Source organism: Streptomyces sp. NPDC058741 (assembly GCF_042746715.1).
Taxonomy (GTDB): Bacteria; Actinomycetota; Actinomycetes; order Streptomycetales; family Streptomycetaceae; genus Streptomyces.
The window spans coordinates 1-12,710 of sequence record NZ_JBHYQH010000030.1 but is presented as its reverse complement, the minus strand read 5'-3'; the positions used below and the strand labels follow the sequence as shown (position 1 = coordinate 12,710).

Below are 12,710 nucleotides of genomic sequence, written 5' to 3'. Positions count from 1 at the left end.
CCAGGGTCGCACGCGGACACGGCCAGGGCAGGGGTGGGCGGTACGTCCCGCCGGCCCGGCCGCATAAGGTGAAGCCGTGAACGGCGACTGGCTCATCCGCGGCCGTGACGGCCGCCTCACCGTCTATCTGCCCTCCGGCGACGCCGTCCTGTGCCGTGCGGAACTGGGCCCCGGCGGCCCCTGGGAGGACGCCCCGCGAACCGTCGGCGGCACCCAGAGGCTGCTCCCGGCCGCGGCGGTGGGACAGGGCGCCGACGGGTACGCCCATCTGGCCGCCTGGCGGCCCACCGTGCCGGGGGAGTCGGGGCTGGTGCACTCCACGCACTTCCGGCCCCGCCTCGCGCCCCTCGACTGGGTCCCGATCGGCCACCCGGACAAGAAGGGCGACCGCACCGGCCCGCCCGCCGTGACCGTCGACGGCGCGGGGCGCGCCTACGTCTTCGTGCGCAACGGCGGCGGCGGGGTCAGCCTGCGCAACCAGAAGGTGAAGGGCGGCTGGGGCGCCTGGCACGACCTCGAAGGGGACGGTGTCGAAGGGGAGCTCGCCCCGGTGACGGGGGAGTCGGGCCTGGTGGAGCTGTATGCCGCGGCGCCCGGCCGGATCCTGCGCTGGCGCCAGGAGGGCGACGGCGAGAAGCCCGTGCGGGCCGAGGGGATCGACGCGCCCGTACGTCCCGGAACCCTGCGGGCGCTCGCGACGTCCGCCGGACACACCACCCTCTTCTTCACGGACCTGTCCGGAGACCTGTGCGCCTGGCGCCCCGGGGAGAAGCCGGTGACCCTCCTCGCCGCCGCCGGACCGGGTCCCGTCTCGGCCGTACGGTGCGTCATCGAGGAGCACGACTGCATCGTGCTCGCACAGCGCTCGGCGAGCGGCCGGGTCGCCTTCGCCGCCTACCCCACCGAGCAGGAGCCGGCCGGGGCCTGGTGGACGGAGTCCGGGCCGCTGTTGCCCGCCGACGCCCTGGTGTCGGTGACGCTCGACGAGCACGAGGAGGTCGTCGCGGCCTCCCTGGCGCCCTCCACGGGGACCGTGCGCCTGACCCGCCGCAAGGACGAGCCCGGGCTGGCGCTGGAGGCGTGGCGGGAGATCTGAACTCCCCGCGCGGCAGCCGAACACGAGGGAGGGGCGGGGCGTACGGACCACTGCCGTACGCCCCGCCCCTCCTCGGGGAGTGACGCGTTACGCCGGGACGCTCGCGACGCCCGGAGCCAGGAACTTCTTGCCGTTCACGCGCTCCGAGACACCCTCGCGGTCCAGGTACGGCGTGATGCCGCCCAGGTGGAACGGCCAGCCGGCGCCCGTGATGAGGCAGAGGTCGATGTCCTGCGCCTCGGCGACGACGCCCTCGTCGAGCATGATGCCGATCTCCTGCGCCACCGCGTCCAGGACGCGCTCGCGGACCTGCTCCTCCGCCAGGACGGTGTCGCCCTGCTTCAGCAGCGCGGCGACCTCGGGGTCGAGCTCGGGCTTGCCGCTGTCGTAGACGTAGAAGCCGCGCTTGCCCGCCTCGACGACCGCCTTGAGGTTCGGGGAGACCGTGAAGCGGTCCGGGAACGCCCTGTTGAGCGTCTCGGAGACGTGCAGGCCGATCGCCGGGCCGACGAGCTCCAGCAGGACCAGCGGCGACATCGGCAGACCGAGCGGCTCGATGGCCCGCTCGGCGACGTCGACGGGGGTGCCCTCGTCGATGACGTTCTGGATCTCGCCCATGAAGCGGGTCAGGATGCGGTTCACGACGAACGCCGGGGCGTCCTTGGTGAGGACCGCGGTCTTCTTCAGCTTCTTGGCGACGCCGAACGCCGTGGCCAGGGAGGCGTCGTCGGTCCTCTCACCGCGGACGATCTCCAGCAGCGGCAGCACCGCGACCGGGTTGAAGAAGTGGAAGCCGACGACCCGCTCGGGGTGCTGGAGCTTCGACGCCATCTCCGACACCGACAGCGAGGAGGTGTTGGTGGCGAGGATCGCGTGCGCCGGGGCGACCGCCTCGACCTCCGCGAACACCTTCTGCTTGACGCCCATCTCCTCGAAGACCGCTTCGATGATGAAGTCGGCGTCCGAGAAGCCCTCGGCCTTGTCCAGGACGCCGGACACCAGCGCCTTGAGGCGGTTGGCCTTGTCCTGGTTGACGCGGCCCTTGCCGAGCAGCTTGTCGATCTCGGCGTGGACGTAGCCCACGCCCTTGTCGACGCGCTCCTGGTCGATGTCGGTCAGCACGACCGGCACCTCCAGGCGGCGCAGGAACAGCAGGGCGAGCTGGCTGGCCATCAGGCCGGCGCCGACGACACCGACCTTGGTGACCGGGCGGGCCAGCGACTTGTCCGGGGCGCCGGCGGGGCGCTTCCCGCGCTTCTGCACCAGGTTGAAGGCGTAGATGCCGGAGCGCAGTTCGCCGCCCATGATGAGGTCGGCGAGCGCCTGGTCCTCGGCGTCGTAGCCCTGCTGGAGGTCGCCGTTCTTGGCGGCGGCGATGATGTCCAGGGCGCGGTAGGCGGCCGGGGCCGCGCCGTGCACCTTGGAGTCGGCGATGAAGCGGCCCTTGGCGACGGCCTGGTCCCAGCCCTCGCCGCGGTCGATCACCGGGCGCTCGATCTGCAGCTCGCCCTTGAGGACGGCGGAGGTCCAGATCAGCGACTGCTCCAGGAAGTCCGCGCCCTCGAAGATCGCGTCGGCGATCCCGAGTTCGTAGACCTGCTTGCCCTTGAGCTGCTTGTTCTGGTTGAGGCTGTTCTCGATGATCACCGAGACGGCCTTCTCGGGGCCGATCAGGTTCGGCAGCAGCGTGCAGCCGCCCCAGCCGGGGACCAGGCCGAGGAAGACCTCGGGCAGCGAGAACGCCGGCACGGCCGCGGAGACGGTGCGGTAGGTGCAGTGCAGACCGACCTCGACACCGCCGCCCATCGCGGCGCCGTTGTAGTACGCGAAGGTCGGCACGGCCAGCTGCGACAGCCGCTTGAAGACCTCGTGGCCGCCCTTGCCGATGGCGAGGGCGTGCTCGTGCTCCTTGAGGATCTCCACGCCCTTGAGGTCGGCGCCGACCGCGAAGATGAACGGCTTGCCGGTGATGCCGGCACCGACGATCTCGCCGTCCGCCGCCTCCTTCTCGACCTGGTCGATCGCGGCGTTGAGGTTCGCCAGCGAGGCCGGGCCGAAGGTGGTCGGCTTGGTGTGGTCGTGGCCGTTGTCCAGGGTGATCAGGGCGAAGCGCCCGGCAGCCAGGGGGAGGTCGAAGTGGCGTACGTGCGCCGCGGTGACGACCTCGTCCGGGAACAGCTCGGAAGCCTGCTTCAGAAGCTCGGCGGTGGTGCTCACTTGTCCCCCTCGAAGTGCGGGTTCTCCCAGATGACCGTCGCGCCCATGCCGAAGCCGACGCACATGGTGGTCAGGCCGTAGCGGACGTGCGGCTGCTCCTCGAACTGGCGGGCCAGCTGCGTCATCAGGCGGACGCCGGAGGAGGCCAGCGGGTGGCCGAAGGCGATGGCGCCGCCGTACTGGTTGACGCGCTCGTCGTCGTCGGCGATGCCGTAGTGGTCGAGGAAGGCGAGGACCTGGACGGCGAAGGCCTCGTTGATCTCGAACAGGCCGATGTCGGAGATCGACAGGCCGGCCTGCGCCAGCGCCTTCTCCGTGGCCGGGATCGGGCCGTAGCCCATGACCTCGGGCTCCACACCCGCGAAGGAGTAGGAGACCAGGCGCATCTTCACGGGGAGGTCGTTCTCCCGCGCGAACTCCTCGGAGGCGATGAGGGAGGCGGTGGCGCCGTCGTTCAGACCGGCCGCGTTGCCCGCGGTGACCCGGCCGTGGACGCGGAACGGGGTCTTCAGACCGGCCAGGCTCTCCAGGGTCGTGCCCGGGCGCATCGGCTCGTCGGCGGTGACCAGGCCCCAGCCCGTCTCACCGGCCTCGGAGGAGGTGCGGCGGACCGAGATCGGCACCAGGTCGGCCTGGATCTTGCCGTTGGCGTACGCCTTGGCGGCCTTCTCCTGGGAGCGCACGGCGTACTCGTCGGCACGCTGCTTGGTGATCTGCGGGTAGCGGTCGTGCAGGTTCTCCGCCGTCATGCCCATGAAGAGGGCCGACTCGTCGACCAGCTTCTCGGAGACGAACCGCGGGTTCGGGTCGACGCCCTCGCCCATGGGGTGGCGGCCCATGTGCTCGACACCGCCGGCGATGGCGATGTCGTATGCGCCGAAGGCCACGGAACCGGCCACCGTGGTGACGGCGGTCAGGGCGCCGGCGCACATGCGGTCGATGCTGTAGCCCGGCACGGACTGCGGGAGCCCGGCGAGGATGCCCGCGGTGCGGCCGATGGTGAGGCCCTGGTCGCCGATCTGCGTGGTCGCGGCGATGGCGACCTCGTCGATCTTCTTGGGGTCGAGGCCGGGGTTGCGGCGCAGCAGCTCCCGGATCGCCTTCACGACGAGGTCGTCGGCACGGGTCTCGTGGTAGATGCCCTTCGGGCCCGCCTTGCCGAACGGGGTGCGGACGCCGTCTACGAAGACGACGTCCCTGACGGTACGAGGCACGATGGCTCTCCTCCAGGGTCAGATCTGCAGTGCTGCTGCGATGCGCTGAGCGCGCGCTCAGGCCCATGCTACTTGTGGGTAACGTAGCTGCCCAGTCCTGACCCGTCGAGCGGCGAAGGTCACACCATCGGCGGAGCCGTGGACCCCCGGGGCGTCAGCACCGGTGTGGGCACAGGATGCGACCCGCCCTCACCGCCGGTGATCACCGAGAACAGCGTCCGGGCCACCTCCGCGCCGAATCCGTGCACGTCATGGCTCATCGCGGACAGCGTCGGATGCGTCAGCCGGCACAGCTGCGAGTCGTCCCACGCCAGCAGCGACACGTCCTGAGGCACCCGCAGCGCCATCTCCGCCGCCACGGACAGGCCGGCCACGGCCATGATGTCGTTGTCGTACACGATCGCCGTGGGCCGGTCCGGCGCCGCCGCCGTCAGCAGCGACCGCGTCGCCCGCGCCCCCGCGTCCCCCGAGAAGTCCGTCGCCACCTGCCACGCCCCGGCCAGGCCCAGCGCGCCCACCGCCTCGTCGAAGGCGGCCGTCCGGATCGAGGTGTGCCCGAGGTCCGCCGCCCCGCCCACCCGCGCGATCCGCCGGTGCCCGAGCGCGGCCAGATAACGCACCGCCTCCGTCACGGCCGTGGCGTCGTCGGTCCACACCGACGTGAGGCGCCCGGTCAGCGACGGGTGCCCGACGGCGACCACCGGCAGCCCCAGCCGCTCCGCCAGCTCCACCCGGGGGTCGCCGTCCCGGAAGTCGACCAGGATCGACCCGCCGACCTGCCGACCCCGCCACCACGCCTCCTGGACCCCCACCTCCTCCTCCAGGTCGCGCACCAGCCGCAGCAGCAGGGAGCACGAGTGCTCGGCCAGCACGCTCTCGACGCCCGAGACGAACTCCATGTACCAGGGCTCCAGACCCAGCATCCGGGCCGGCCGGCACACCGCGAGCCCCACCGCGTCCACCCGGGAGCCTGCCAGCGTCCGCGCCGTGGGGTTCGGCGCCCACCCCAGCTCCCGCGCCGCCCGGAAGATCCGGTCCCGGGTCGCCTCGGACAGGCCCGGTTTGTGGTTGAAGGCGAGCGACACGGCACCCTTGGACACGCCGGCGCGCGCGGCGACGTCCTTGATGGTGACGCGAGGGGTGGGCGTTGCCGTCATCGGGTGGGCTCCACGCAGTACAGGGCCGAACGGGCGACTTCCGCGTCCGGAGTCTTCCATCCGCGCACCCCGATGGTCACCTCCTCGCCGGGCAGCAGTGTCACCAGCCCCCGGTCGGCCCGCGCCCCCGGGTCCAGCCGGTCGGCCTGGAGCAGCAGGTCCCGTACCAGGGTGCGGGCGGTGACGGTGATGCCGCCCGGCGCGAGAGCGACCTCGAACTCGGGCGCCGGGTAGGGGACCTCGCGGTCCGGCGCCGGGAAGTGCAGCGCCCGCAGCCCGTCCAGATCCGCGACGAGGAACTCCTTCGGCCCGGCCGGCGCCAGCTCGGGCGGCACCCCGGCCAGCGCCACGCTCCGCCCCCGGACGGTCAGCTCCACCTCCGACGCTCCCAGCGCCTCGCCCCCGACGGACATCCGCCGCAGGACCAGCGTCCCGGCCCAGTCGTCCGCCGCCTGGTTGACGGCGGCCAGCTCCAGCCGGCCGTCCGCCGCCCGCAGCGTCAGCAGCCGGTCCGCGTACAGCCGCCGCAGCTCGTGGTACAGCGGTTTCTCCCGGCCGTCCCCGTCGATCGCCGCCCAGGACGTCACCGGCCAGCAGTCGTTGAGCTGCCAGACGACCGTGCCCGCGCACACCGGCCAGTGCGACCGCCAGTGCTCGATGCCGGCCGCGACCGCACGCGCCTGGTTGAGCTGCATGAGGTAGTGCCAGCGGCCGAAGTCCCCCGCCGGCACCGCGAAGTGCCGCGCCAGCCCCCGCTCCAGCTTGCCGTTGCCGTCGTCCGCCTTCTGGTGGTGGAGCATCCCGGGGGAGTCCGGGGCGAGCTCCTCGCCCGGCAGCGCCCGGCGCAGTGTGGCGTACGCGGGCGGCGCCTGCCAGCCGAACTCGGCGACGAACCGCGGCACGCTGTGCCGGTAGGCGGCGTAGTCCTCGCGGTTCCACACCTCCCACGAGTGGTGCGTGCCGTGCGCCGGGTCGTTCGGGTGGTGCCGCCACGACCCGGACCAGGGGCTCCCCGCCGTGTACGGCCGGGTCGGGTCCAGCTCGGCCACCACGCGCGGCAGCAGGCCCAGGTAGTAGCCCTCGCCCCAGGATCCCCCGGCCAGCCGCGGCTCCCACCCCCAGTCCCTGAAGCCCCACAGGTTCTCGTTGTTGCCGTTCCACAGCACCAGCGAGGGGTGCGGCATCAGCCGTACGACGTTCTCCCGGGCCTCGGCCTCCACCTCGCCGCGCAGCGGCTGCTCCTCCGGGTAGGCCGCGCACGCGAAGGGGAAGTCCTGCCAGACCAGCAGGCCCAGCTCGTCGCAGGCGTCGTAGAAGTCCTCGCTCTCGTAGATCCCGCCGCCCCACACCCGTACGAGGTCGACGCCCGCGCCGGCGGCCTGCTCCAGCCGCTCCCGGTAGCGCGCGCGGGTGACGCGGGAGGGCAGGACGTCGTCGGGGATCCAGTTCACGCCCCGCGCGAAGAGCCGTTCGCCGTTGACGACGAGGGTGAAGCCGGTGCCGTGGCCGTCCGGTGAGGTGTCCAGGCCGGCGGTCCGGAAGCCGACGCGCCGCCGCCACGCGTCCAGCGGCTCACCGTCCTGGTGCAGCAGCCTCAACTCCACGTCGTACAGCGGCTGGTCGCCGTAGCCGCGCGGCCACCACAGCGCCACGTCCGGCACCCGCAGCCGCACCACCCCGTCCGTGCCCTCGACCTGCGCGCGGGCCCGCACCCCGCCGGCCGTGGCCTCCAGGACGAGCGGCACTTCCACCCGGGTCCGCTCGACGGCGACGGCCAGCTCGACCACACCGGTGTCCTCCTCGACCGTGACCAGGGGGCGCACCCGCGCGATCCGGGCCGTCGACCAGTGCTCCAGGCGCACCGGCCGCCAGATCCCGGCCGTCACCAGGGTCGGTCCCCAGTCCCATCCGAACGAGCAGGCCATCTTGCGCACGTACTGGTACGGCTCGGCGTAGGCGCCGGGCCGCTCGCCCAGCCGGCCCCGGACGGCCTCCGCCTCGGCGTAGGCGGAGACGAACCGCACGGACAGCCGCCCGGACAGGCCCGTGACGTCGAACCGGTACGAGCGGTGCATGTTCCGCACCGTCCCCAGCGGCCGCCCGTCCAGGGCGATCTCGGCGACGGTGTCGAGCCCGTCGAAGACCAGGTCGGTCTGCTCCTGCGCGGACCGGCCGTCGAGCTCCCGCTCGTACGTCCAGTCCCGGCGCCCCACCCAGGCCACCTCGCTCTCGGCGCGGCCGAGGAACGGGTCCGGGATCGCCCCGGCCGCCAGCAGGTCGGTGTGCACGCAGCCCGGGACGACGGCCGGCAGCGTGTCCGACTCGTGCCGCAGGGTCCATCCGTCGCCGAGCGGTGTGGCCTCCAGCATGCGCACTCCCTTAACCGGTTCAGTGACAAGTCATGTGTCGGTTTCGCATCGTTGGCGCGATTGGGACTTTACCGGTTGAGCTGACGCTGTCAGAGTGCCGAACCAGCCATACCGCACGTGCTCGTCCGTCCAGAGTTGCTCTCCGCGAACGGAGCTGACGCACATGAAAAGCCGTACCCTCCTCGCCCTCGCCGTGGGTGCCGCCCTGCTCGCCTCGGGCTGCACCGGCACCGGGGGCAGTGCGAAGGGCGCCGACGCCGAGGCGCCCGACGACCCGTCCAAGGTCACCGGGACCATCACCGTCCTCACCCACCGGACCGACCTCGTGCAGGACGGGACCATGAAGAAGTACGCGGCCGAGTTCAACCGGACCTACCCCCGCGTGAAGGTCGAGTTCGACGGCATCACGGACTACGAGGGCGAAGTCAAGATCCGTATGAACACGGAGAACTACGGCGACGTCCTCATGATCCCCGGTGTGATCGAGAAGAAGGACTACCCCAGGTTCTTCGCCTCGCTCGGCAGCCGGGCCGAGCGCAGCGAGAAGTACCGCTTCACCGACTACACCACCGTCGACGGCAAGGTCTACGGCCAGAGCCCGCTCGGCGCCGTCCCCGGTTTCCTCTACAACAAGAAGGTCTGGCGGCGGGCCGGCGTCGCCGACTGGCCGACGACCCCGGCCGAGTTCCTCGACGACCTCAAGGCGATCAGGGCGAAGACCGACGCGATCCCCTACTACACCAACTTCAAGGACATGTGGCCGCTCACCCAGTGGACCCAGGTCAACGGCTCGGTCAGCTGCGACGAACAGGCCACCACCAGACTCGCCGAGGGCAACCCCTGGGCCGAGGGCGCCGATCTGCGCGTCGCCGACACGCTGCTCCACGACATCGTCCGCGAGGACCTGATCGAGAAGGACCCCACCACCACCAACTGGGAGGCCTCCAAGCCGAGGATCGCCAAGGGCGAGATCGCCACGATGTGGCTCGGCTCCTGGGCCGTGACCCAGATGCGGGCCGCGGCGAAGCAGGCGGGTACCGACCCCGAGGACATCGGGTTCATGCCCTTCCCCGCCCAGAAGGACGGCAGGTTCTGCGCGGTGGCGCTGCCCGACTACAACCAGGCCGTCAACGTCCACTCCGAGCACAAGGCCGCCGCCCGCGCCTGGATCGACTGGTTCACCGAGAAGTCCGGGTACGCGGCGGACAACCTGACCCTGTCCCCGCTGAAGTCCGACCCGCTGCCCGACGTCCTGAGGCCCTACGAGGAGGCCGGGGTCAGGATCCTCGACCTGGACGACACCAAGGGCGCCCAGGTCAAGGCCATCGACAACCGGTCCGAGGTCGGCATCAACAAGCCCGACTACCGCCAGGACCTCGTCGACCTCGCCCGCGGCGCCACCCGGGGCAGCCTGGACGACTTCCTGGACGGCCTCGCGAAGAAGTGGACCGACACCCAGAAGTCGCTGGGGTCCTGATGACGGACACGACCGCGAAGGCGGCCGCCGCCCCGGCCCCGGGGCCGGCCGCCCCCGTCCCGGCCCCCGCCCCGCGCCCGGCACGCCGGTGGCGCGGGGCCACCCCGTGGCTCTTCCTGCTCGCCCCGCTCACGCTGCTGATCGTCTTCACGTACGCGCCGATCGCCAACATGGTCGCGTACAGCTTCACCGACTGGGACGGCGTGAGCCCCGAGCTGCACTACACGGGCGCCGAGAACTACGCCGAACTCTTCACGCGCTCCGACCTGTTCGAGGTGTTCTGGGTCAGCGGCTACTACCTGGCCGCCTCCGTCCTCCAGATCGCCGCCGCCCTCTGGTTCGCCACGGTCCTGAGCTTCAACGTCCGCTTCCGGAACTTCTTCAAGGGCGTGCTGTTCTTCCCGTACCTGATCAACGGGGTGGCGATCGGCTTCGTCTTCCTCTACTTCTTCCAGGACGGCGGCACCCTCGACTCCGTCCTCGGCCTGCTCGGCGTGGAGACCGACCGCGCCTGGCTCGGCACCCCGGCGTCGGCGAACACCTCGCTCGCCGCCGTCTCGGTCTGGCGCTACCTGGGCCTGAACTTCGTGCTGTTCCTCGGCGCGATCCAGTCGATCCCCGGCGAGCTCTACGAGGCGGCCGAGCTGGACGGCGCCAACCGCTGGCACCAGTTCCGCCACATCATCGCGCCCGGCATCAAGCCGGTGCTGTCGCTCACGGTGATCCTGTCGATCTCCGGCTCCCTGTCGGCCTTCGAGATCCCGTACGTCATGACCGGCGGGGCGACCGGCACCGAGACCTTCGTGATCCAGACGGTGAAGCTGGCCTTCCAGTTCAACAAGACGGGACTCGCCTCGGCGGCCGCGATCGTGCTGCTGCTGATCGTCCTTGCGGTGACCTGGGTCCAGCGGCGCCTCGTCCCCGACGACAAGGTGGACCTCGCATGACACGCCGCGCACTCGCCCGCGCCTCGGTGTACCTGTCCCTGATCGCCGCGACGGTGGTGGTCCTGCTGCCGCTGACGGCCGTGCTGCTGACGTCGCTGAAGACCGAGCGGGAGATGGCCGACGGCAGCGGGGCCCTCGCCCTGCCCGGCGACCTGCTCAACCTCGGCAACTACGTGACGGCGTTCCAGGACGGCCGGATGCTCTCGGCGTTCGCCAACACGGCCGTCATCCTGCTCTTCGCCATCGGCGGCACGGTCCTGATCGGCTCGATGACCGCCTACGCCATCGACCGCTTCACCTTCCGCTTCAGGAAACTCGTCGTGGCACTGTTCCTGATCGCCGCGCTGGTCCCCGGCGTCACGACCCAGGTGGCGACCTTCCAGATCGTGAACACCTTCGGCATGTTCGACAGCCTGTGGGCCCCGATCGCCCTCTACATGGGCACCGACATCGTGTCGATCTACATCTTCCTGCAGTTCGTGCGGTCCATCCCGGTCTCCCTGGACGAGGCGGCCCGCCTGGACGGCGCCAACTCCTTCACCGTCTACCGCAAGATCATCTTTCCGCTGCTGAAGCCGGCGATCGCCACGGTGGTGATCGTCAAGGGCATCACCACCTACAACGACTTCTACATCCCGTTCCTCTACATGCCCTCGGAGGATCTTGGCGTGATCTCGACGTCCCTGTTCCGCTTCAAGGGCCCCTTCGGCGCCCACTGGGAGACGATCTCGGCCGGGGCGATCCTGGTGATCCTCCCGACCCTGATCGTCTTCCTGTGCCTCCAGCGCTACATCTACAACGGCTTCACCCAGGGGGCGACGCGGTGACGAGGCGCCTTCTACGGCGCCTCGGCGGACAACGCGGCCACCAGCACCGGTGTGACCTGCTCCACCTGCCAGGGCCGGGCCCCGTGGCCGGCCAGCGCCGCCGTGACGGACTGCGCGTCCACCACCGCCGGCGGCTCCCAGCACACCCGCCGCACGGTGTCCGGCGTGATCAGGTTCTCCTGCGGCATGGCGAGCCGCTCGGCGAGCGCCGACACCCCGGCCCGCGCCGCGGACAGCCGGGCCGCGGCCGCCGGGTCCTTGTCGGCCCACGCCCGGGGCGGCGGCGGGCCCGGCACCTGCTGCCCCGGCTGCGGCAGCTGCGCCTCGCTCAGGTCCTTGACCCGGTCCACGGCCGCCTGCCACTGCTCCAGCTGCCGCTTGCCCATGCGGTGTCCGAAACCGTTCAGTGCGGCGAGCGCGTGCACGTTGGCCGGAAGTGCCAGCGCGGCCTCCACGATGGCGGCGTCCCCCAGCACCTTTCCGGGCGAGACGTCCCGCCGCTGCGCGATCCGGTCCCGGGTCTGCCACAGCTCCCGGACCACGGCCAGCTGCCGCCGGCGGCGCACCTTGTGCATGCCGGACGTGCGCCGCCAGGGGTCCTTGCGCGGCTCGGGCGGGGGAGCGGAGGCGATCGCGTGGAACTCCTGGCGGGCCCAGTCGAGCTTGCCCTGCCGGTCCAGCTCCTTCTCCAGCGCGTCGCGCAGGTCGACGAGCAGCTCGACGTCCAGCGCCGCGTACCGCAGCCAGGGCTCGGGCAGCGGACGGGTGGACCAGTCGACGGCGGAGTGGCCCTTCTCCAGCACGAAGCCGAGGACGCCCTCCACCATCGCGCCGAGGCCGACCCGGGGGAACCCGGCCAGCCGCCCGGCCAGCTCCGTGTCGAACAGCCGCGTCGGCACCATGCCTATCTCGCGCAGGCAGGGCAGGTCCTGGGTGGCCGCGTGGAGCACCCACTCGGCGCCGGACAGGGCCTCGCCCAGGGCGGAGAGGTCGGGGCAGGCGACGGGGTCGATCAGCGCGGTGCCGGCGCCCTCGCGGCGCAGTTGCACGAGGTAGGCGCGCTGGCCGTAGCGGTAGCCGGACGCCCGCTCGGCGTCGACGGCGACGGGGCCGGTGCCCGTCTCGAAGGCGGCGACGGCCCGGGCCAGGGCGGCTTCGTCCGCGATGACGGGCGGGATGCCCTCACGCGGCTCCAGCAGAGGGATCGGCGCCTCCGTAACAGAAGATCCGCCGTCGTCCGGAGGGGCGCCTCCGGTGGTTCGCAGTGGGCTGTCTGCTGCGGTGTCGTGGGCGTCGGTCACCTGTCAAGGGTATCCGTGGATGGACGGCGGCCGGCGCCGGGACGGTTCGAAGGGGGGGCGCGGGGGGGCGTAAAACACGTCCCCGGGGGGAGCGGGCGGGTGACG

At 71.7% G+C, this 12,710-nt stretch carries 9 protein-coding genes; 4 read left to right on the top strand and 5 right to left on the bottom strand.

All coding sequences use genetic code 11. From position 1 onward, the window contains the following. Positions 1-76 precede the first annotated feature (76 nt). Positions 77-1,096 (top strand): hypothetical protein, encoded by a 1,020-nt coding sequence (locus ACFW6P_RS22510; protein WP_386347694.1) that lies wholly within the window; start codon positions 77-79, stop codon positions 1,094-1,096. 87 nt (positions 1,097-1,183) lie between these two features. Here ACFW6P_RS22510 and ACFW6P_RS22505 read toward each other — a convergent pair whose 3' ends face one another. The 4 genes from ACFW6P_RS22505 to ACFW6P_RS22490 form a co-directional block, all read right to left on the bottom strand. Beyond that, complete coding sequence (locus ACFW6P_RS22505; protein WP_386347696.1) at positions 1,184-3,313, bottom strand: 3-hydroxyacyl-CoA dehydrogenase NAD-binding domain-containing protein; 2,130 nt, start codon at positions 3,311-3,313, stop codon at positions 1,184-1,186. Beyond that, the gene (locus ACFW6P_RS22500; protein ID WP_386347698.1) at positions 3,310-4,527 is read right to left on the bottom strand and encodes a thiolase family protein; all 1,218 of its coding nucleotides are present in this window, start codon (positions 4,525-4,527) and stop codon (positions 3,310-3,312) included. The genes ACFW6P_RS22505 and ACFW6P_RS22500 overlap by 4 nt, the downstream gene beginning before the upstream one ends. A 119-nt stretch (positions 4,528-4,646) precedes the next feature. Next, on the bottom strand, positions 4,647-5,684 hold the full coding sequence (locus tag ACFW6P_RS22495) for a LacI family DNA-binding transcriptional regulator (protein WP_386347701.1): 1,038 nt from the start codon (positions 5,682-5,684) through the stop codon (positions 4,647-4,649). Then, entirely contained in the window at positions 5,681-8,053 is a 2,373-nt protein-coding gene (locus ACFW6P_RS22490) for a glycoside hydrolase family 2 protein (protein WP_386424447.1), read from the bottom strand. The genes ACFW6P_RS22495 and ACFW6P_RS22490 overlap by 4 nt, the downstream gene beginning before the upstream one ends. 163 nt (positions 8,054-8,216) lie before the next feature. Here ACFW6P_RS22490 and ACFW6P_RS22485 point away from each other — a divergent pair, with 163 nt between their 5' ends. From ACFW6P_RS22485 to ACFW6P_RS22475, 3 genes are read left to right on the top strand one after another with little or no spacing between them, the layout of a single operon-like run. Continuing rightward, positions 8,217-9,530, top strand: coding sequence for an ABC transporter substrate-binding protein (locus ACFW6P_RS22485; RefSeq protein ID WP_386424445.1), 1,314 nt, complete (start codon positions 8,217-8,219; stop codon positions 9,528-9,530). Continuing rightward, on the top strand, positions 9,530-10,477 hold the full coding sequence (locus ACFW6P_RS22480; RefSeq protein ID WP_386347710.1) for a carbohydrate ABC transporter permease: 948 nt from the start codon (positions 9,530-9,532) through the stop codon (positions 10,475-10,477). Before ACFW6P_RS22485 ends, ACFW6P_RS22480 begins: the two co-directional genes overlap by 1 nt. Further along, on the top strand, positions 10,474-11,304 hold the full coding sequence (locus ACFW6P_RS22475) for a carbohydrate ABC transporter permease (protein ID WP_386347713.1): 831 nt from the start codon (positions 10,474-10,476) through the stop codon (positions 11,302-11,304). The genes ACFW6P_RS22480 and ACFW6P_RS22475 overlap by 4 nt, the downstream gene beginning before the upstream one ends. An 11-nt stretch (positions 11,305-11,315) precedes the next feature. Here the strand turns inward: ACFW6P_RS22475 and ACFW6P_RS22470 are convergent, their stop codons facing one another. Next, positions 11,316-12,605, bottom strand: coding sequence for an HRDC domain-containing protein (locus tag ACFW6P_RS22470; RefSeq protein ID WP_386347716.1), 1,290 nt, complete (start codon positions 12,603-12,605; stop codon positions 11,316-11,318). Positions 12,606-12,710 lie beyond the last annotated feature (105 nt).

Bases quoted from the DNA above. Each gene is read 5' to 3' on its own strand.
- ACFW6P_RS22485 (WP_386424445.1), top strand. From the start codon at position 8,217: ATGAAAAGCCGTACCCTCCTCGCCCTCGCCGTGGGTGCCGCCCTGCTC.
- ACFW6P_RS22490 (WP_386424447.1), bottom strand. From the start codon at position 8,053: ATGCTGGAGGCCACACCGCTCGGCGACGGATGGACCCTGCGGCACGAG.
- ACFW6P_RS22495 (WP_386347701.1), bottom strand. From the start codon at position 5,684: ATGACGGCAACGCCCACCCCTCGCGTCACCATCAAGGACGTCGCCGCG.
- ACFW6P_RS22480 (WP_386347710.1), top strand. From the start codon at position 9,530: ATGACGGACACGACCGCGAAGGCGGCCGCCGCCCCGGCCCCGGGGCCG.
- ACFW6P_RS22475 (WP_386347713.1), top strand. From the start codon at position 10,474: ATGACACGCCGCGCACTCGCCCGCGCCTCGGTGTACCTGTCCCTGATC.